The sequence below is a fragment of the Gammaproteobacteria bacterium genome (assembly GCA_041395725.1).
Lineage (GTDB): Bacteria > Pseudomonadota > Gammaproteobacteria > Pseudomonadales > Pseudohongiellaceae > NORP240.
Genome location: JAWKZW010000001.1, coordinates 2,215,449 through 2,234,919, shown reverse-complemented (window position 1 = coordinate 2,234,919; position 19,471 = coordinate 2,215,449). Strand labels below are relative to the sequence as shown.

At 56.9% G+C, this 19,471-nt stretch carries 18 protein-coding genes; 6 read left to right on the top strand and 12 right to left on the bottom strand.

Annotation, left to right across the window (positions count from 1 at the left end):
* The first annotated feature begins 8 nt into the window (after positions 1–8).
* The gene (locus tag R3F50_09900) at positions 9–602 is read left to right on the top strand and encodes a class I SAM-dependent methyltransferase (protein ID MEZ5490617.1); all 594 of its coding nucleotides are present in this window, start codon (positions 9–11) and stop codon (positions 600–602) included.
* A gap of 206 nt (positions 603–808) precedes the next feature.
* On the opposite strand, the gene R3F50_09895 is transcribed toward R3F50_09900, so the two are convergent.
* The 4 genes from R3F50_09895 to R3F50_09880 all read right to left on the bottom strand — a co-directional run bounded on the left by R3F50_09895 (position 809) and on the right by R3F50_09880 (position 4,031).
* On the bottom strand, positions 809–1,570 hold the full coding sequence (locus R3F50_09895; protein ID MEZ5490616.1) for an alpha/beta hydrolase family protein: 762 nt from the start codon (positions 1,568–1,570) through the stop codon (positions 809–811).
* Positions 1,536–2,015, bottom strand: coding sequence for a peptidylprolyl isomerase (locus R3F50_09890; GenBank protein ID MEZ5490615.1), 480 nt, complete (start codon positions 2,013–2,015; stop codon positions 1,536–1,538). Before R3F50_09890 ends, R3F50_09895 begins: the two co-directional genes overlap by 35 nt.
* Positions 2,016–2,189: 174 nt before the next feature.
* Positions 2,190–2,981 (bottom strand): SDR family oxidoreductase, encoded by a 792-nt coding sequence (locus R3F50_09885; protein MEZ5490614.1) that lies wholly within the window; start codon positions 2,979–2,981, stop codon positions 2,190–2,192.
* A 75-nt stretch (positions 2,982–3,056) separates the two neighbouring features.
* Positions 3,057–4,031 carry a nitronate monooxygenase family protein gene (locus R3F50_09880; protein ID MEZ5490613.1) on the bottom strand — a complete coding sequence of 325 codons (975 nt, stop codon included), beginning with the start codon at positions 4,029–4,031 and terminating at the stop codon, positions 3,057–3,059.
* A gap of 284 nt (positions 4,032–4,315) precedes the next feature.
* Here R3F50_09880 and R3F50_09875 point away from each other — a divergent pair, with 284 nt between their 5' ends.
* The gene (locus R3F50_09875; GenBank protein MEZ5490612.1) at positions 4,316–6,391 is read left to right on the top strand and encodes a TonB-dependent receptor; all 2,076 of its coding nucleotides are present in this window, start codon (positions 4,316–4,318) and stop codon (positions 6,389–6,391) included.
* A 103-nt stretch (positions 6,392–6,494) separates the two neighbouring features.
* Positions 6,495–7,145, top strand: coding sequence for a CoA pyrophosphatase (locus R3F50_09870; GenBank protein ID MEZ5490611.1), 651 nt, complete (start codon positions 6,495–6,497; stop codon positions 7,143–7,145).
* Positions 7,146–7,216: 71 nt separating this feature from the next.
* On the opposite strand, the gene R3F50_09865 is transcribed toward R3F50_09870, so the two are convergent.
* The 3 genes from R3F50_09865 to R3F50_09855 all read right to left on the bottom strand — a co-directional run bounded on the left by R3F50_09865 (position 7,217) and on the right by R3F50_09855 (position 9,347).
* Positions 7,217–7,861, bottom strand: coding sequence for a GGDEF domain-containing protein (locus R3F50_09865; protein ID MEZ5490610.1), 645 nt, complete (start codon positions 7,859–7,861; stop codon positions 7,217–7,219).
* Positions 7,862–8,126: 265 nt separating this feature from the next.
* Positions 8,127–8,840 (bottom strand): dienelactone hydrolase family protein, encoded by a 714-nt coding sequence (locus R3F50_09860; GenBank protein ID MEZ5490609.1) that lies wholly within the window; start codon positions 8,838–8,840, stop codon positions 8,127–8,129.
* Positions 8,841–8,867: 27 nt separating this feature from the next.
* Complete coding sequence (locus R3F50_09855) at positions 8,868–9,347, bottom strand: peroxiredoxin (protein MEZ5490608.1); 480 nt, start codon at positions 9,345–9,347, stop codon at positions 8,868–8,870.
* Between the two features lie 157 nt (positions 9,348–9,504).
* Between R3F50_09855 and R3F50_09850 the strand changes: the two genes are divergently transcribed.
* Positions 9,505–10,326: a YdcF family protein gene (locus R3F50_09850; protein MEZ5490607.1), complete on the top strand. Its 822-nt coding sequence runs from the start codon at positions 9,505–9,507 to the stop codon at positions 10,324–10,326.
* Positions 10,327–10,433: 107 nt separating this feature from the next.
* On the opposite strand, the gene R3F50_09845 is transcribed toward R3F50_09850, so the two are convergent.
* The 5 genes from R3F50_09845 to mpl all read right to left on the bottom strand — a co-directional run bounded on the left by R3F50_09845 (position 10,434) and on the right by mpl (position 14,479).
* On the bottom strand, positions 10,434–11,195 hold the full coding sequence (locus R3F50_09845; protein MEZ5490606.1) for a hypothetical protein: 762 nt from the start codon (positions 11,193–11,195) through the stop codon (positions 10,434–10,436).
* A 73-nt stretch (positions 11,196–11,268) separates the two neighbouring features.
* Entirely contained in the window at positions 11,269–12,114 is an 846-nt protein-coding gene (locus R3F50_09840; protein MEZ5490605.1) for a trypsin-like serine protease, read from the bottom strand.
* On the bottom strand, positions 12,101–12,355 hold the full coding sequence (locus R3F50_09835) for a hypothetical protein (protein ID MEZ5490604.1): 255 nt from the start codon (positions 12,353–12,355) through the stop codon (positions 12,101–12,103). Before R3F50_09835 ends, R3F50_09840 begins: the two co-directional genes overlap by 14 nt.
* Positions 12,356–12,398: 43 nt before the next feature.
* Positions 12,399–13,010: an LON peptidase substrate-binding domain-containing protein gene (locus R3F50_09830; protein ID MEZ5490603.1), complete on the bottom strand. Its 612-nt coding sequence runs from the start codon at positions 13,008–13,010 to the stop codon at positions 12,399–12,401.
* 2 nt (positions 13,011–13,012) lie between these two features.
* Positions 13,013–14,479 carry a UDP-N-acetylmuramate:L-alanyl-gamma-D-glutamyl-meso-diaminopimelate ligase gene (gene mpl, locus R3F50_09825; GenBank protein MEZ5490602.1) on the bottom strand — a complete coding sequence of 489 codons (1,467 nt, stop codon included), beginning with the start codon at positions 14,477–14,479 and terminating at the stop codon, positions 13,013–13,015.
* Between the two features lie 535 nt (positions 14,480–15,014).
* On the opposite strand from mpl, the gene R3F50_09820 reads away from it, so the two are divergent.
* Together R3F50_09820 and R3F50_09815 are read left to right on the top strand one after the other, a co-directional pair.
* Positions 15,015–17,522, top strand: a complete 2,508-nt coding sequence (locus R3F50_09820) for a TonB-dependent receptor plug domain-containing protein (protein ID MEZ5490601.1) — start codon at positions 15,015–15,017, stop codon at positions 17,520–17,522.
* Positions 17,523–17,665: 143 nt separating this feature from the next.
* Positions 17,666–19,249: a sulfotransferase gene (locus R3F50_09815; GenBank protein MEZ5490600.1), complete on the top strand. Its 1,584-nt coding sequence runs from the start codon at positions 17,666–17,668 to the stop codon at positions 19,247–19,249.
* Positions 19,250–19,471: the final 222 nt, after the last annotated feature.

Sequence of the window (19,471 nt, the reverse complement as noted above, 5' to 3'; positions counted from 1 at the left end):
TAGCGTCCATGAAACCCAGCGTGCTTGGCAGTAACTACAACAAGATTGCCCAGTGGTGGCACGAGCAGCACCGGGATTCCCGCTACGGCATCGCCCAGGTCAAACGGGCACTGCAATTCTGCCGGCCGGGCGGCAGTGCACTGGATGTGGGCTGTGGCTCCGGCGGGCGGATAATCCGCCTGCTGCAACAGCAACAGCTGGCCGTCACCGGTATCGACGTGTCAGCGGAGATGATCAAGCTGGCAATAGAAAATCATCCCGATGCGACGTTTTTCGTCGATGATATCTGTAGCTTCGAAAGTGATGAACAGTACGATTTCGTGGTGGCCTGGGACAGTATTTTTCACCTGCCTCTCGAGCAACAGGAACCCGTCGTCAATAAGCTGTGCAAATTGCTGAAGCCGGCGGGGGTACTCATTTATACTTTTGGCGATACGACAGGCGAGCATCAGGACACCTGGCACGGACAGACCTTCCATTACAGTTCGATCGGCATAACTGGAAACCTGGCGCTGCTGGCGTTGCATGGCGTGGTGTGTAAACACCTGGAACTGGACCAGTGGCCACAAAATCATGCTTATCTTATCGGCGTAAAAACCTAGGGAGCCTCTGATTAATTTCCACAGTAAAAACGGTTTGCGATGCAGCAGACGCAGAAAGCGAATTACGGTGAACGCAGTAATTACCGGCAGGCAGGCGGGGTTGGTAAGCTGGAAAATTTTTAAGTTAGTGAATATTCAAAGACTGACATGAAGTCCTGGGAACCAGGCGAATAACATATCTGCTTATCGCACAGGGAGCTGTTCCCTCAGGGCGTCGCAGGCAGCGTCGAAAGCCAGTCGCTCACTCTATCCCAGTCCAGGCCGAACATATGGGGTTCACCATACAGAAGCTGCGCATCCAGTTTCACCCCCACTTCCGTCAGGGCCTCGACAGTCTCCTCGAACTGCATTCCCCAACCGAGTTCATCGTCACTGCCGATACGCAGATAAACGGGCATTCCCGCCAGGGCTTTCAAATTAAAGGCATTCCTGACCAGCGCCGGGACCGCCATCACGGCCAGAATTTCTTCGGGATAGCGCCTGGCGATTTCCAGCGCCGACATTCCCCCCGCAGAAATACCGGCCAGCAGAGTCTTGCCCTGTGCGACGTCTTCGCGCGCCTGCAGAACACTGACAAGTTCCCGTACCCGGTCCACATTGGCGCCGCGAAAGGAGCGGTTGTCCGGAGACACCGGCACGGCCACAGCCCAGCCCAGACTGGCCAGCTCTCTGGCATAGAAGCGGTACACCTCGTAAGAGATGGGTGCATTGCCTGAACCCCCGCCCATGAAAACCGCCAGAGGCCAGGGCGACTGACGACTGGATTCCTCACCAGGCAGAGCCAGAAAGTACTGGATAGTCCAACCGTCTTTGAGTTCAAGGCTCTCCTGAGCCAGGCCCGGTGCGGGACCGATCAGGAGTGCCAGGAGGCAGATTTTAACAAGTCTGGTGATCAATTCAGGGAACCTCGGGTTACGTGGCCAGCGCTTGTATCTAGTGGTCGTGGCCGCCGCCATGAACATGACCATGCTCAATTTCCTGCGGCGTCGCTTCCCGCACCTCCACAACCTCCACATCGAAATGCAGGGTCTTCCCCGCCATGGGATGGTTGGCATCGATAGTCACATTCTCTTCATCCACTTCGACAACCCGCACCTGACGCTGCTGGCCGCCTTCGCCCTGGGCGATAAAGGTCATGCCAGGCTCGATTTCCTCCACTCCCTGAAACATCTGCTTGCCGATTGTCTGAACTAACTCGTCATTCGTTTCACCATAGGCGTCTTTCGGCTCGATGATGGTTTCGAACCTGCTGCCCACAGTCTTGCCCTGCAGCTCACTTTCCAGGCCGGGAATCAGGTTGTTTTCGCCGTGCAGGTAGGCCAGTGGTTCACGCCCCTCGGAGCTGTCCATTACCTGACCTTCGTCATCTTTCAGCGTGTAATGAATCGATACCACACTGTGTTTGCCTATCATCAATGTCATAGTTCTTCCTTCTGCGTCGTCTGTTTCGGGGTTTGGTGATGAGGAAAACAGCAGTATGCCGCCGGTTTTCCGGCTAAAAAGTGAAGGTTACCATGTCTCGAAAAGGATTTCCCTGCCCTCCCGGGTAATTTCCCGCTACCACACGGAGAGCGATTCATCGGCCCATCAGTCTTCGTACAAGGAACCGAACCGGGCCTGCAGCTTGCGCATCCCGGCCAGCCAGCGGTCATAGTCGGACGCTTTGCGCTGAATATAGGTAAGCACTTCCGGGTGCGGCAACACGAGGAACCGCTCTTCCGCCAGCGTCTCCACTACCGTGCCGGCAAGCTGCTCCGGCTCCAGCATCCCATCCACACCGGCTACGCCGCCGTTGCGGGTATTGGCAGTCATTTCCGTGCGTACGGCCTGCGGGCACAGCACCGAAACCCTGATCCCCCGATCACCGTAGGTGATCGACAACCACTCGGCAAAACCGACTGCCGCGTGTTTGGTTACTGCGTAAGGGGCTGAGCCAATCTGACTCAGCAGCCCCGCGGCCGAGGCAGTGTTCAGCAGATAACCTTCGCCTCGTTCCAGCATGTGGGGCAGCACGGCACGGGCGGCGAAGATGTGCGACATGACATTGATATCCCAGATCTTCTGCCACGCCTCGGTGGCAACCTCCTCGCCGCCGGGAGTAAAAATCCCGGCATTGGAACACAGCAGATCAATCTGACCAAACCTGTTCAGGGTGGTCTCGACCAGACCCTTGACCTGCTCTTCCTCGGCAACATTGGTGGCCACTGCCAGTGAGTCAGTTCGCGACGCAATACTTTCAGCCACCTGCCTGGCGCCAGCCTGATTGATGTCAGAAACCACAATGCCGCGTGCGTCTTCATCGGCAAACCTTTCGCACAGCGCCCTGCCGATGCCACTGGCGCCACCGGTGACGATCACTACCTTGTCTTTAATCTGCATAGCTGCCTCCGCGGCCGTTTATCAGGCAAGAAACCTTTTCATGAAGGAACTTCTGATTAAGGAGCCTCTGATTAACTACCGTAACAACCCGGTTAACCGTTGGGAAATTATCTGCTCAGCTTCCGCAACTATCCGGGCAATCAGTTCCTCACAGGTTGGAATATCGTCGATCAGACCGATGACCATGCCAGCCGACCAGATGCCGTGATGCAGATTCCCGCTCTCGAACAGCTCGCGCCCCCGGGTGCCTTTGACCAAGGGTGCAATATCGTCAAAGTCCGTGGGACCTTCTCGACTCTCGATCTCCAGCACCTGCTCTGCCACCGCATTCTTGAACACCCGCGCCGTGTTTCTTAAGCTTCGATACAACAAGGCGGTATCCAGCTCAGTCGCATCGACCATAGCCTGTTTCACCCGGTCATGAATCGGCGCTTCCCTGGTGACCATGAAGCGGGTCCCCATATTGATCCCGTCGGCGCCCATCGCCAGGGCCGCCGCCAGGCCACGCCCGTCGGCAAAACCGCCGGACGCGATAAAGGGAATTTTCAAACGTGTGGCAGCAAGCGGCAGCAGTATCAGGTTGGTGACATCATCCTCGCCAGGATGCCCGGCACATTCAAACCCATCGACACTCACCATGTCACAGCCGATACTCTCCGCCTTCAGGGAATGCCGGATTGACGTGCATTTATGAATAACCGTTATCCCGGCCGCTTTCATGGCGGGCAGGAACGGTTGGGGGTTGCGCCCCGCCGTCTCGACAATTTTGACACCCGAATCGATGATGGCGGCAATGAACTCTTCATAGGGCACTGGTTTAATAGTCGGCAGAATCGTCAGATTGACCCCGAACGGCCTGTCGGTCAGGGTGCGGCAGCGTTGTATCTCCTTGAGCAGCGCTTCAGGATCCGGCTGCGTCAGGGCGGTGAGTATACCCAGACCACCTGCGTTAGAGACCGCCGAGGTCATTTCCGCCCGGCCTACCCATTGCATGCCGCCCTGGATAATCGGATGCTCGATACCGAGTCTGTCTGTGACACGAGTCCTGATCAATTCCTCACCCCACCTGTAACTGCCAGATTTAATGCACTATTTTCAGCGCCGACCAGTTTACGTTGTAACGTTTTGATACGCAAAGACTGCAGAAAATTCACTGCCGCTGTGCTATAGTTGCGCGCTTTTAAGGAACCACTGACCAACTACTGCAGGGCATCGCGATAGTTAATCGGAGGCTCCTTAATTCTGGCCAGGCAGGAGAAAACCAGCCCCTTACAAGAAAACGGGCGTATCCTGCCGGCCTTGACGCAGTCATGAATCAACCGAGGGAGAGAAATATGGTTCGTAAACTTCTAGTGGGCGGCATCGCCGCCGCGACCGCCCTGATGGCTCACTCCGCCAGCGCTCAGACAGGAGCCAGAGAACTCGAAGAGATCGTGGTGACCTCTACCACCCGACGGGCGGAATCCCTGGGAGACATCAATGCCAGCCTGGCGGTGCTGAGTGAAGCGGAGCTGCGCCAGATTGCACACTCTCACTACCAGCAGGCCCTCAATCGCCTGCCCGGTGTCAATATCAGCCGTAACAACGGACAGGAAAGCCTGATTGCTATCCGCTCGCCGGTGTTGACCGGTGCCGGAGCCTGTGGCTCGTTTCTGGTTGCCGAACAGGGCATCCCCCTGCGGGCAGCCGGTTTCTGTAACGTCAACGAGATGTTCGACGCCAACACTGAAAATGCCGAACGCATCGAGGTCGTGCGTGGACCAGGTAGCGCCTTTTACGGTTCCAATGCACTGCACGGCATGATCAATACAGTCCTTCCCGCACCGGAAGAACGACTGGACGTCACCCTGGAAGCCGGGCCCTGGGGCTCGTACCGGGCCGGCGCGGTAGTCGGTTTCGATTCCGGCAACTTCAAACACATGTTCCTGGCAACCGGCGAAAACTCCGAAGGCTGGCAGGATGACAGTGGCGTCGACCAGCAGAAGCTCAGCTGGGTCTATCAGTACCGGACCGACGGCGGCCTGATGCTTGACGGCGGCTTTACCCGCACCAATCTGAACCAGGAAACCGGCGGCTACGTGGAAGGCTTCGAGGTCTACAAGAATAGCGGACTGCGGGATACCAACCCCAATCCCGAAGCCTACCGCGACAACGAATCTTTTCGCGCCTGGACCCGGATCAGCAAGGACCTGGGCAATGACTGGGAAGTGGTTTTAACGCCTTATTTTCGGGAAGTGAACCTGAATTTCATCCAGCACTTCCTGCCGGGTCAGCCCACCGAGGACAGCGAACACCGCAGTCTCGGTTTCCAGTTCGCCAGTTACAGGGATTTCAGCGATGACTCCTACTTCGCGCTGGGTCTGGATGTGGAATCCACCGACGGCAACTTAAAACAGTTTCAGGAAAATCCCACCCAGGGCTCCGCTTTCCTGCAGAACACCATTCCGGTAGGCAAACACTATGATTACGAAGTGGAAGCCTTACAGATAGCCCCGTTTGTCCATTATCAGTACTACATAAACGATCAGTGGGACGTTTCGCTGGGTCTGCGCTGGGAAAAAATGGAATACCAATACGACAACCAGATGCTGGATGGGCGCACCAAGGATAACGGTGTAGCCTGTGGTTTCGGCGGTTGCCGCTACAGCCGCCCGGCAGACCGGGACGACGATTTCAGCGAGGTGTCACCCAAGCTGGGCGTGCGCTATCGCTTTAACGATAGCCACAATGTGCAGGCCCGGGTGCAGAACGGTTTCAGGATGCCACAGGCCAGCGAACTGTACCGCCTGCAGGGCTCCCAGACTGTAGCTGATCTTGAACCCGTGCAACTGGACAGCTATGAACTGGCCTTCGAAGGCTTCGGAGACGGTTGGGAATACTCGGTAACCGGTTATCTCATGGACAAAGAGAACGACATCGTTACTGACAGTTCGCGAGCTAATCTGTTTGGTAGTGAAACCAGGCACCGGGGTATTGAACTGGCCGGCGCCTATGCGCTGACGGAGACGATCACGCTTGCCGGCACTTACAACTTCTCTCGCCAGACCTACGAGAAAGATGTAACCGGCGACATTCTGGAAGGAAACGACATCGACACAGCGCCGGAGAAATTCGGCAACTTCCGCGTAAACTGGCAGATGACACCAACCCTGTCCACTGAGCTGGAATGGGTGAACATGGGTGAGTACTACACCAACCCCGAGAACACTGCGGACTACGAAGGCCACAATGTTTACAACCTGCGCACCAACTGGAACGTCAACGAAGACCTCAGCGTGTCGCTCAGAATTCTCAACCTGACGGATGAAGAATATGCCGAGCGAGCAGACTGGACTACGTTTGGTGGTGACCGTTATTTTATTGGCCTGCCGATTCACGCATTCCTGTCAGTAACCTGGAGCATGCTGTAAGAGCCCGCCCCGGCAGGTAGGCAGCGACTCAAAATGCCGGCATATGCCGGCATTTTTCTTTTACTATCGGCTTGCCGTCCGCCCCTGTTCCCGGTGAGAAATAATGCTATCGGAAGACCCACTGTTACTGAATGAACCTCAACTGCAGCGGCTGCTGCGGTACTTCGATGAGTCGCAGTCAGTGTCCGGCAAGCGGATACCCCATCCAGACGGCAAGGTGGATGCAATCACCCGACAGGCCGGCAGGACCTTTAGAAAAGCTTCGGTGCTCATCCCGATACTCAGGCCCTCATCCAGCAAACCCAGTCAGATCGTGTTGACCGTTCGATCTCCGGAATTGACCAGTCACGGCGGACAGGTGAGCCTGCCGGGAGGAACCCGGGAGCCCCATGACGCGAACGAAATCATGACAGCGTTACGGGAGGCGGAAGAGGAAATCGGCCTGGCGCCGGAATCCGTGCAGGTTATTGGATTGTTAGGTCAAATACTGCTGCCCTCAGGCTTTGAAGTCACTCCGGTCATAGGGCTGATTGGACCGACCCCTGAACTCAGGCCCTGCCCCATTGAAGTCAACGAAATATTTACCGTGCCAACGGCGATGTTAATGGATCCGGGCTCGTACCGCGAAACTGCCATGGAGTATCAGGGCAGTGAACGCACAGTTCTGGAATTACACTATGAAGGTTTCAGGGTCTGGGGGGCGACAGCCGCAATTCTGCACCACCTGGCCAGGGAGATAAGTTCTCCCGACTGAAAATCCGCTGAAAGTGAGCAGATCAGTGAGAGGTTTACCTATTAACCCCCTCATTGAATGAATGGTTGGGTTTATTCCCTGTTAACATCGAAGGGCGGATACTGGACCTGATTTCTGCCTTCAGTCTTGGCGTCGTAAAGCAGCTTGTCGACCCGCTCAATAAACCCGTACACGGAGGCCTCATCGTTCTTGGTGAAGGTGTCGACGCCGAAACTGGAGGTCAATTGTACTTCCGTACCGGACAACTGAATACGGGCCCTTTCGACCAGGTGTCGTAGTCGATTGGCAAACATAACACCGGCGCTCAAAGGGGTATCCGGCAGGATGATGGCAAATTCTTCGCCGCCGTAGCGGCAGGGAATATCGAGCCGTCGAATGGCGTTCTTCAATACCCGGGCAATACTGGCCAATGCCTTGTTGCCCGCCTCATGACCGTAGGCATCGTTGAAGTCCTTGAAGTGATCGATATCCATCATGATCAGCGTGGTTGGCTGATCGGAGCGGCGGGAACGCTCCATTTCCAGTTCCACTGCCTGGAGAAAATAGCGAAAATTGAACAGCCCGGTCAGCTCGTCCGTGCGAACCAGCGCGGCAAGTTCCTTGTTTTCATCCCGCAAGCGCTTCAGTTCCCGGAAATGCGGACAACTGTCGTCGCCAGCGGGGCATTCCTCACTGCATTCATTCACTGGATTAATCAGTTCTTCTAGATTCTGCATCGAACCCATTTCCAACCTTTTCAAAGGGTTGCCACGTTTTTGGCCGAGGTAAGGCCGTGGCAAAAAGCAATGCCGGCCAAAAACGTTTTCAGCCCCCGGCTAATGGCGGGAACAGCCCGACCCTGATTGTCAGGCTGCGAACCCGCTTACGACCTGCAGTGAGGGATAGTAAAGGACCCTGCTGCCGGTTTGGAAGCAAACAAGCCATAACCCGTGACAAGGGTCACGCTAGTCAGCCTGAATCTGGCGACCAGGACCAGTCAGGTCAGAATATTTCCTGGAGAAAATTACGCAGCGACTGATAGGCGCGGCGCTCGGCTGCCGGGCTGTAGACAGTGCCGAAGTCCGGATTGTCAGCCACCGGATTGGTAAAAGCATGCAGGGTATTGCCGTAGACATGGACCTGCCAGTCCACACCTGCATCAGTCATCTCGGTCTCAAAGGCCAGCACCTGTTCAGGTGGCACCATAGGGTCTTCATGACCGTGCAGACACAGCACTCTGGCGGTAATCGCCTCGTTGCCCACCTCGCCGCGGGCAAAGATACCGTGAATACTCACCACCCCAAGCACGTCGGCCCCGGCGCGGGCCAGTTCGAGCACGCACAGACCACCAAAACAGAAGCCCATAGCCGCCACCCGGGATCCATCGACCTGTGGCTGCTGCCGCACACAGGCCAGCGCAGCCAGCATACGCTGGCGCAGTTTCTGGCGGTCGGAGGCGAGTGGGTTCATGAGGGCGGCGTTGCCCTCGTTGTCCCCATCGCTACCGAATACGCCCTTGCCATACATGTCCAGAGCAAACCCAGCGTAACCCCATTCCGCAAGCCGGTCGGCAGCCTGGCAGGCAAACTCGCGCCTGCCGGACCAGTCATGAGCTACCATCACGACCGGAGGTGGCGCGGAAACAGCGTCGGGACAGGCCAGATAACCCTCAAGCAGGGTGTCGCCATCCTGGTATTCAATCAGCTGGGTACTCATAAGCTAACTCCTGCTAACTCCTGAAAATCAGAGCTTCTCCATGATCGCCTCGGCGGCGCTGACCACAATGCCGCCCGGCGGTTCAATGGCAAGGTGGGTTACGGCGCCATCTTCCACGATCATCGCGAAGCGCTTGCAGCGCATGCCGAGACCGAAGCCGCTGCCATCCATTTCCATTCCGATCGCCTTGGTAAAGTCGCCGTTGCCGTCGGCCAGCATGAGGATTTCATCGGCATTCTGATTTTTGCCCCAGGCACCCATCACGAACGGGTCGTTGACTGACATACAGGCGATTGTGTCCACACCCTTGTCTTTGATTTTATCGGCATTCACCACGTAACCCGGCAGGTGTGTCATTGAGCAACCCGGGGTAAAAGCACCTGGCACCGCAAAAAACACCACTTTTTTTCCGGCAAACACCTCGTCGGTAGAAATATCCTGGGGGCCTTCCTCGCCCATGATCTTGAAAGTCCCGGCGGGTATCTTGTCGCCTACGTCAATTGTCATCTTAATCACTCCTAACGGTTAGTTTAAGCCCGCCCCGGCCTGCAGGTGCCAGCGGGAAATACATCTTCTTGCGAGCGTGCCATGTTAACAAACTTTACCTTGTCAGGGCAGACGTATAACCTAGGCGCTGCCATTCGAGCGGAGCTTCGGCGCCATAGTGGACACTTTGTTTTTCTGGACATCCAAGCTGGTCTGGCTGGTTATTTCCCCCGGCAGTCTGCTGGTCTGGCTGCTGCTGGCCTCCTGGCTGCTGACCCTGTCACGATGGAAAACCGCGGGGCAGCGCCTGCTTACGCTGACCGCCCTCTCCACGCTGGTTATCGCTTATCTGCCAATCGGCACCTGGCTGCTGTACCCTCTTGAACAGCGCTTCCCCCCCATTCGGCAGCCCCTGGCTGCCCCGGACGGGATCGTCCTGCTGGGCGGCAGTTTTTCCCTGCTGGCTTCTGAAAACCGCCAGCAGATTCATCTGACAAGCAGTGGTGAACGGGTGCTGGCCTTCCAGGATCTGGCTCAGCGCTATCCCCAGGCCCAACTGGTGTTCACAGGTGGCAGTGGCAACCCTGCTTTCCAGGAACTCAGGGAGGCAGATCTGGCCCGTGACCTGTTCCGGCAACTGGGGATAGACAACGAGCGCGTCGTGTTTGAACGGGAATCCCGCAACAGCTATGAAAATGCGCTGAACACCCGGGCGCTGGTCGAACCGGAACCGGACCAGAACTGGTTACTGGTCACCTCGGCCTTTCACCTGCCCAGGGCCATGGGCGCCTTTTGCCGACAGGGCTGGAAACTGCAAGCCTATCCGGTGGATTACCGGACCCTGGAGGGCAGGCTGTTCTCCATTGACTTCAGCCTGCTCAACCATCTGGGCCAACTGGATAGCGCCCTGCATGAATGGGTCGGCCTGCTGGCCTACCGGCTGACCGGAAAAACCAACCGGCTGTTTCCAAGTCCCGAGGACACCTGCACGGCAGACTAGAGCCAGTTCACACCAGCTGCTGGAGGTCATTTTTGCCTCCGGCGCTTCGGGTTGCAGCTTAGCGCTTTCCGGCACACTGAATAGTGCAGCCTGCGTGGCGGGGTACACTAGAACAGGCTGCGGGCCCGCTCGCGGAGGTCTTCCACCTGGTCTTCGACCTGCTGCTCCAGCTCTTCAACCTGCTGACCCGCCCGTTCCCGAAGCTGCTCGACTTCCTGGTCGACCCGCTCGCGCAACATCTCCACGTTAGGCAGGTCAGCGTCGAGCAGTTGCTGATTGAGGGCGGCGAAAATCTGCCGGCCTGCCTCGGCAACGGTTACGGCAGCATTTTCCTGGCCGATATTCTGCAGGCGCAGGTCCGGGATGGAAACTTCAGCCGAGCCGATTGTCGAGCTGACATGGACCTGGGGGCCGAGCATCTGGAAGTCGCGAATGATGACCTTTTTGCCACCGTCGGCCCCGGCATCGCCGGCCTGACCGCCCCCACCGCCACCCAGGGTGGCCAGCAGGGTGCGAATGTTGTCGGTGGTAATGCGTGTCTCATAGGTGATTATCGGATTGTCGATAATGATGTGATCGATGACGACCAAGTCGGAAAACACCGACCCTACTTCAACGCCCACATCGAGACCGCCCAACTCCATGGCATAGGGCTCATTAAAACCCTCCGGGTTGCCGATTCTAAGCGCCCGGATCGCACCACTGCCGCTCAGCGGCGAAATGCCGACTGAGCTGACCGTGACATCGGTCTGCAGCACACGGGAGCCTGCCGTCTCGATACCGCCTTTAAGAATTGAATCGAAGGCATAAAAAACCACGCCGACACCGACAACCACCAGGATAACCAATGCTATAAGTAATTTCTTCATGCTCTTGCCTCGGCTCTATAAGCGTAATAAGCGTATTCCCGACTTTACCCGCCGGGCTGTTCGATGGTGAGTTTCACTCACCGGGCGATGCGTGGAGTGGGGAAATTGTACGCCTGATCCACTCCAGATGTCTTGAGACCCGCTCATAGACCGCCACGGCGCCGTAGCTGCCCTGGGTCTCCTCGCTGAAATTCTCATCCATGATTTCCCCTACCGCGACACCGGCCAGTATCCAGCGATCCCCCTCCAGCAACAGCGCCGGCCCACCACTGTCGCCGAGTCCAGGCATTCCCTCCAGGTCCAGGGCACTGGAATCCAGTTCGCGGGGGTCGTCAAAGCGAATCCGCAGGCGCTGCCCGGCCAATTCCACCCGATTATTCGCCAGCCTGAACTGCCCGTCATCGTACTGGCGACCGGATGTGCCGAGCCCGAAGAAACCCCAGCCCAGCAGTCTTACAACCTGGCCGGATTCTTCGCTATCAACGTTCAGACTTACCGGAGACGGCAGGTCCAGCGATTGTTCAAACCTTAACAGGGCCAGATCCACTTCCGTTGGCCGACCAGGCTGGTATTGCGGGTGTATAACCAGTCGGTCGATCAACTGCTGCCGGCCGGCTATGCTGACGGCAAACCCGGCTCCGGACTCGAGGGCTTCATACAGGCCCGTCTCGGTGGCACAGTGCGCCGCTGTAATCGCCCAGCGCGGATCAATCAGGGTGGCTACACAAACCTTACGCGGGCCCTGCCGCTCCAGGTAGAAGATGGCGGGAAAATCACTCTCCCGGGCACGATAGCTGGCATAGTTCTTATCATGGCGGATAATAATCGCCTCTGAGGGCACAATAACGGTCAATCCCCCCAGACACAGCAGACCGATAGCGATCAGTCGAACCAGCCGGGGCAGGTCAATCCCGGTCATCGCCATTCTCCTTCTGACTCTCTGTCTGATTTTCCTTTTGAACCGGCGCGCCACTGGAATAGTGATGCCGCCGCAGGGGGCGGAGATTCGGCCGATAGGCTGGCCTGCGACTGATGTTAAGTAGGGTCAGCAGCCGGTGAATCATTACCAGGATCGCCAGCACGATAAAGCCAAAGATGCACACCGCCAGCCACTGCTCGGTGGTCCAGGAAGCAGGATCTGTCCAGTTTCCGTATTCCATTATTTCCATGCCTGGTTTTTTATTTCTGTTTCACCTGGCGCTTTTAATCACCTATCAGATGATGTATCGATCGTTCCACCAGCCGAATCCGCTCCCAGGGATCGTCCAGCTCCAACAGCTCCTGCCGGATCTCCGCCGCCACGGGAATCAATTCGCTGAGACGCCAGCCCAGGTCCCAGAGGTTCTGGTAATCAATCTTCAAATCCATCTCCTTGACCAGCGGATGCTGCTCCAGTACCTGCAACAACTCAGTCAGCCCCGACAACTCCTCCCCGACCGGTATTTTCTCCTTTCTGGTCGATTCTTTCCCCGCATACGACACTTTAGCCATATAAAGGCCATTTTCGTCCTGCCAGTAGCTTTCGATCTCAAACTTCTTTTCACCCGCCACAGTAATCCCCAGCAGACCGTTCTCGAGCTGATCCCAGTCGATGATACGGGCCAGCGTACCTACCAGGTGTATGGCCTGGGGCTTTCCCGGCTGTTTTGCCGCAGCACCGTCCTTCAGCAGGGTGATACCGAAGCCGCTGTCGGTTCTGAGGGAACTTGCCACCAGGTCTATGTAGCGCTTTTCAAATATCTGCAGCGACAGCTTGCCGCCGGGGAAAAGCACCGAGCGGAGGGGAAACAGGGGTATTTCCTGTAAGTCATCCATGTTCAACTCCTGTGACCGTCAGTAGCTTCCGTTACTTCCAGTGCTTCGAGCAGCTTCTGGTGAATGCCTTCGAAGCCGCCGTTACTCATGATGACCACGTGATCTCCGGCCCGCGCCTGATCCCCAAGAAAAGACACAATCCCCGGCACAGTATCGATTACCCGCGCCTGACCGTGACCGGCGGCCACCACGGCATCCAGATCCAGCCCACTACCTTCCGGACGTTTCCAGATCGTTAGATCGGCAGCCTCGGCGCACCGCACCAGCTGATCCTGGTGTACGCCCATACGCATGGTATTGGAACGCGGCTCGATGACCGCTATCAAGCGGGTATCTGTTCCGCCGGCTTCCCGCTCCTTATCCAGGCGTGCGGCAATTCCCTGGAGCGTGGTAGCAATGGCGGTGGGATGATGGGCGAAATCGTCATAAACCCTGACCCCGTTTATTTCACCGCGAAACTCCATGCGCCGTTTGACCCCAGCGAAGCTGCACAGCGCCTCACAGCCGGTTTCCAGTGCCACACCGGCATGGTGGGCAGCGGCCAGGGCCGCCAGACCGTTCCTGACGTTGTGCTGCCCGGTCTGCGACCAGTTCACCTGCGCCTTACTCACCGTCAGACCCGAAGGTTTGATAACGAACTTCTCCACTTCGAAATGGCTGCCTCCTGCCTCCAGCAGCCGGGCATTCCAGAAAGTCCCGTCCCGTGCTGCCTGCAGCTCGCATTCAGACAGCGGCACATCCAGCCCTGTTTGCTGGGTCGGCGTCCAGCAGCCCATCTGCAGCACTTCTTCTATATGGGTTTCCCCCCGTGAGAACAAGATCAGTCCATTGGAAGGCACGGTTCTTACCAGGTGATGAAACTGTCTCTTTATCGCGTCCAGATCTTCAAAGATATCCCCGTGATCAAACTCCAGGTTGTTCAGAATTACCGTTCGCGGTGCGTAGTGCACAAACTTGGAGCGTTTGTCGAAAAAGGCCGTGTCGTATTCATCCGCTTCAACCACGAAGAAGGGTGGCTGACCCAGACTGGCGGAGCTGGAAAAATTGCTGGCAACCCCGCCGATCAGGTAACCGGGCTGCAGGCCGGCGTACTCGAGGATCCAGGCGAGCATAGAACTGGTGGTGGTCTTACCGTGCGTACCGGCAACCCCCAGGACCCAGCGCTCCCGGAGCACCCAGCGGGCCAGAAATTCCGGCCCGGAACAATAGGGTAAATTGCTGTCCAGCACGTACTCGACGGCAGGATTACCCCGGGACATGGCGTTGCCGATAACGACCAGATCTGGTGCCGGCTGCAGGTATTCGGGCCGGTATCCCTGCCTCAGTTCAATACCCTGGGACTCCAGTTGCGTACTCATGGGCGGATAGACATTGGCGTCACTGCCACTGACCTGGTGGCCAAGCTGCTTGGCAAGCACCGCCAGGCTCCCCATGAAGGTGCCACAAATACCGAGTATATGAATATGCATGATTGTGAGCCCGAAAACGCCTCCTGTTGGCAAGAAGGGTTTATATCACATTAGTGCTAACCTTCCGAGGCGGCCGCCGGAGACTTAAGAATCACTGCAAGCAGCAGATAATGAGGTTAACCGGCAAAAATCGAGTGGTTGCCTGGCGTGCTATTCGGGTTGCTATTTAAACAGTCACACTATAAATTTAGTCGCTGCTCTGCGACGGTTTTGATTCAGGAAGAATCAGGCCGCCTTCAGTTAATTCCCTACGTAGCTTCAGGCACTGTGAACCTGGCCGTATCAGCCTGGACACTGAACCGTCAGGTTTTATTTACTGAATTGCGTAACACAGGCAGAGAGCCGGCGCCGGTAACACCGGGGCGCGACAACCCTGTTGAAACTGGAAACTGGAAACTGATAGAAAACAAATTCAACCGGAACTGACCGAACGCCAACGTTGACAACTATCGACCACAATCCGCCTGCATCGGATAACCACCCAAGCTGATTTCGCTTGAACCCGGCCTACACTAACGCACCTGAGGGGAACAGAATGCCTAAACAATTCAGAAAAACCCGTCTGGCCAGAGCCATCTCCTACAGTTCGATTCCGGTAATCAGTCTGATGACACAGCAGACCCTCGCACAGGATGGTCTGTTCGAAACCATCATCGTGACCGCTTCCCGACGGGAAGCCAACGTGCAGGAAATTCCCTTGAATATTTCCGCGGTGGGCGGTGAGCAGATCGAGGATCTGCGACTCGACGGGATCGGCAAGATTGCCTACTACGTGCCCGGCCTGACCGTCGTTGACCGCGGACCGCGCAATCCGACGCCGGATATTCTGGTGCGGGGCCTGAATACCACTCAGCTCGGCCCTGGTTTCGACTCCAGCACCGTGGCCACTTATTTCGGCGACCTGCCTCTGGCAGTGGATGTCAATCCCGTGGACCTGGAGCGGGTGGAAGTGCTGATCGGCCCCCAGGGTACGCTCTATGGCCAGGGCACCATGGGGGGAGCGATCCGCTATATTCCGCGGGTCGCCAGCACAGCAGACGGGTTTACCGTGGGTGTACGGGGTAACTCCTATCTGAATTCAGAGGCCGACGATTTCGGTTTTGATTACGGCGTTACCTTCAATGTGCCGCTGATCGAGGATGTCCTGGCCGTACGGATCAACGCTGACCGACGCGATGATCCGGGATTTGTCGATTACGATAACGTGATCCGGGAGCCCGGCGTATCGAATCCCAATCCTGACCTTTCGGATCCCGCCGATGTGGCGGCCAACCTGAGACGAGTGGAAGACGCCAACTTCGAAGAGACCGATTCCCTGCGGGTTAACCTGCATTGGACACCCACTGACTGGTTAGATGCCAATCTGTGGTACTACGAACAGGAAACCGAGTCCGGAGGCCGGCAACTCTCCCACCGGCTTGCCTACAATACCGGCAGGTATGAATCGGGGTTGCGCTATGAAGAGCCTATTGAGTTTACTAATCAACTCATCAGCTTCGACGCCAGGGTCGACCTGGGATTTGCCGAGGCGACTCTGGTGTATGGCGACGCTGAGTATGACGAGGATGGACAACGTGACCAGACCGACCTGCTGCTGGATTTTGAATTCGGGTATGAATTTTTCCCCTCCTTCTCGTCGTTCACCCGTGACGTCGTAGACCAGGAAGCACAGACCACAGAGATCCGCCTGGTATCCACTTACGATGGGCCGGTTTCCTGGGTAGTAGGCTATTTCAACGATGATGCCGAGCGCAAATCTGCCGGCGCCGAGTTTACGCCTGGTTTCGCGGCCTGGGCGTTCGACAATTTCGGTACCTTCGGGCCCCGTTCCGACGATCTCGAATACGTGGAGGTATTCGACCAGAATATCGAGGAGACAGCCTTCTATGGGGAAATTTCCTATGCGATAACCGATGACTTCACAGCCACAATCGGCTATCGCGACTATGAGTTTGAGACCGACGTGCTGGGCGGTTTCGGCCTGCCTCAGGATGCCACCATCTACGGTGGGGCGCCCGAGGATTTCTGCAGCGTCAACGCAGCTGGCGGTTTACTGCCTTTTGCGGACCAGGTGTTCGGCGGTAACCCCCAATGTGTTGACATAGGCGCCAACCAGGGCACCGACGACGGCGAGCTGTTCAAGTTCAACCTGGCCTGGAATGCCACCCTGGATGACCTTTTCTACGTCACCTATTCACAAGGCTACCGCAATGGCGGTCTGAATGCCGTTCCAGAATGTACGACAGAGCAGATCAACAGCGGTCAGCAGGAACTGTGCGCCCTGCCCAGCGAGATATTTATCGACCCGGATACCATCGACAACTATGAAATAGGGTACAAGGGACTGATCACCGACAATATCTCTGCCAGCGCGGCCATCTACCTGATCGACTGGGAGGATCTGCAGGTGGCCACCACCACGCAGTTTGGTAACCTGCCTATCCTCGGTAACGGCAGCGGCGCCGAAAGCAAAGGTTTTGAGTTTCAGGGTCAGTGGATCATCGATTCCAACTGGTCAGCCTCGATGACTTACGCCTATACCCGTGCCGAACTGACCGAGCGGGCAGCTGAACTGGTGGGGTTTTATGACGCCCTGTCCGGCGCCCGGCTGCCTGGACACGCTGAGCACCAGGGTTCCTTTAACATCAACTACGACACGCAGGTGCTGGATGGCTGGGACATGACAGTCAACTATGGCCTGGTTTTTTCCAGTGATGTCTACAATATCGTCGGTGGCGATGAAGACCCGCTGGTTGACGCGTTTTTCGATGACGAACCGGGCGACTTTGGCGGTGAGTCCATTCCCGGCTATGACGTACATCATCTGTCAGCCACCCTGCGAAAGGACGCCTGGACACTGCAGGCTTATGTAGACAACCTGTGGGACGAGTATTACATCACAGGAACACGTGAGACCCGCCGCTTCCTGGCTGATGAACGCTCAGGTCCCGGTCGCAACATAGAAGGTGCCACCTTGCGCCGTTACGGACAGTTTGTGGGCACCCCGAGGACTTTTGGTTTTCGCGTCAACTACGACTTCTGATTTCACGGAAGTCGGATAACAGGACAGGAGGAGGCACCCGTCGGTGTCTCCTTTTTTTTGCCCTCTCTTTTCGCACCCTCTTCTCCTCCCTCTTTCATTGCCGCTATTGAGTAACGTAGCCTGATTCAGGTAACTTGCAGGGCGTGGAACAAAGACAGATCGACCAATTGCTGAAGCGGGCCACCCGGGCTCTGAACAGCGGCGACTACCCCGGCCTGCAACGGCTCAGCAAGCAGATACTGAGCCTGGACAGGAAGCAGGCCGACGCCTGGTTTTTCATGAGCCTGGTCGCCGAAGCGGGCAGACAGCCCGGCCACGCCCTGCAGTTTGTCGAGCGCGCCCTGGAAATCACACCGACACACGTGGAGTACCTGACCCAGAAAGCCAAGCTCCACAGCCTGCTGAATAATTACTCCCAGACCAAGGCCTGCGCTGACCGGGCGACCAGAACGGGTCCGGAGCGCGCGCTGGTGCTGGATACCCTGGGCGTGATTTATACGCGCCTGGGGGAATTCGAAAAAGCCTGTGACCTGCTCAAACAGGCAGTCAGCAGAGAACCGGACAATCCGCAGTTTCTGTTCAACTTGGGATCTGCCGAGCAGTTCCTCGGCCACGAGGACGCCGCCCGCGCCGCTTACAGCGCGGCGATTGCGCACAAGCCGGATTTCAGTCGCGCCCACTGGGCCTGGTCGGAGCTGGAAAAAAACCAGCCCGAACCGGGCCGCCTGGAACATTTGCTGGCCCTGCATGAGCGCTGCTCAGGCAGCTCGGACCGCCTGTACCTGTCCCATGCCATCTCCCGGGCCTATGAGAAGCTGGGTGACTTTGACACAGCCTTTACCTACCTGAAGAACGCAAAGCAACAACGACGGACTGAAATCCAGTACTCGGTGGAAACGGACCTTGCCCTGTTCAAGGCTATCCGGGAAACCTTTGCTGCCTCGCCGCCTGAGCCCGCCGCAAGTGACGTGCTGGACGGTCGTCCTCTGTTCATTATCGGCATGCCCCGCTCCGGCACGACTTTACTGGAACGGATTGTCAGCTCCCACTCACAGGCAGTCTCGCTGGGCGAACTGCAGGAATTTCCCCACGCGGTGAAGCGAGTGGCGGGAACCCGCTCGCCTCTGGTGCTGGACCCGGAAACTGTAAGAGCCGCGGCCGACAGAAATATGAGCGAGATCGGCAGCCACTACGCCAGGGCACTGGCAGACCGGATTCCTGCCGGGCAACAGTTTATCGACAAGCTGCCACTGAATTTTCTGTGCGTGGGATTTATCCTGGCAGCACTGCCCCGGGCAAAAATCATCTGTCTTAGACGCAACGCCCTGGATACCTGCCTCAGTAATTACCGACAGCTGTTCGCTCTTAATTTTTCTTACTACAATTACCACTATGACCTGGCGGACACGGCGCGCTTCTATGGGGCGTTCCATCGCCTGATGGAATTCTGGCAGGCCTTGTATCCAGAGCGCTTTACGCAGCTTTACTACGAGGAGCTGGTCACCGATCCGGAACCGTCGATTCGCTCGACTCTGCAGTTTCTCGGGCTGGGATGGGAGCCGGACTGCCTGGCCTTTCACCAGCAGGGCGGTGCCGTTGCCACCGCCAGCGCCCCGCAGGTCAGACAGCCACTTTACAATTCCGCTATCGCGCGCTGGAAAAAATATGAGAAACACCTGGCCCCAGCCATGAAAGTACTGGATGCGGAGGGTATAGAGTACCGCTGAGCAGCCTGTGCCCGACACACCACTGATGAACCTCTGATCAGAGACCTCTGCTCAGTAATCTCCGATCAGGAGGCTCTGACAAAGATTCCGGCAAGGAAGTTCTGATTAAAGGAGGCCCTGATTAGTAATCCCTGACTAAGTACAGAAAACTGACAAGGCCTGAGGTCAGGCGAGAGGCGCACCCCCCTGTTCTTCGCGTCTTCGCGATAAAAGCACCCGGAG

Coding starts and splice junctions, on each gene's coding strand:
- R3F50_09840 (MEZ5490605.1), bottom strand. CDS start 12,114: ATGACCGGGATTGACCTGCCCCGGCTGGTTCGACTGATCGCTATCGGT.
- R3F50_09900 (MEZ5490617.1), top strand. CDS start 9: ATGAAACCCAGCGTGCTTGGCAGTAACTACAACAAGATTGCCCAGTGG.
- R3F50_09870 (MEZ5490611.1), top strand. CDS start 6,495: ATGCTATCGGAAGACCCACTGTTACTGAATGAACCTCAACTGCAGCGG.
- R3F50_09885 (MEZ5490614.1), bottom strand. CDS start 2,981: ATGCAGATTAAAGACAAGGTAGTGATCGTCACCGGTGGCGCCAGTGGC.
- R3F50_09820 (MEZ5490601.1), top strand. CDS start 15,015: ATGCCTAAACAATTCAGAAAAACCCGTCTGGCCAGAGCCATCTCCTAC.
- R3F50_09855 (MEZ5490608.1), bottom strand. CDS start 9,347: ATGACAATTGACGTAGGCGACAAGATACCCGCCGGGACTTTCAAGATC.
- R3F50_09865 (MEZ5490610.1), bottom strand. CDS start 7,861: ATGCAGAATCTAGAAGAACTGATTAATCCAGTGAATGAATGCAGTGAG.
- R3F50_09830 (MEZ5490603.1), bottom strand. CDS start 13,010: ATGGATGACTTACAGGAAATACCCCTGTTTCCCCTCCGCTCGGTGCTT.
- R3F50_09860 (MEZ5490609.1), bottom strand. CDS start 8,840: ATGAGTACCCAGCTGATTGAATACCAGGATGGCGACACCCTGCTTGAG.
- R3F50_09845 (MEZ5490606.1), bottom strand. CDS start 11,195: ATGAAGAAATTACTTATAGCATTGGTTATCCTGGTGGTTGTCGGTGTC.
- R3F50_09895 (MEZ5490616.1), bottom strand. CDS start 1,570: ATGGTCATGTTCATGGCGGCGGCCACGACCACTAGATACAAGCGCTGG.
- mpl (MEZ5490602.1), bottom strand. CDS start 14,479: ATGCATATTCATATACTCGGTATTTGTGGCACCTTCATGGGGAGCCTG.
- R3F50_09875 (MEZ5490612.1), top strand. CDS start 4,316: ATGGTTCGTAAACTTCTAGTGGGCGGCATCGCCGCCGCGACCGCCCTG.
- R3F50_09835 (MEZ5490604.1), bottom strand. CDS start 12,355: ATGGAATACGGAAACTGGACAGATCCTGCTTCCTGGACCACCGAGCAG.
- R3F50_09890 (MEZ5490615.1), bottom strand. CDS start 2,015: ATGATAGGCAAACACAGTGTGGTATCGATTCATTACACGCTGAAAGAT.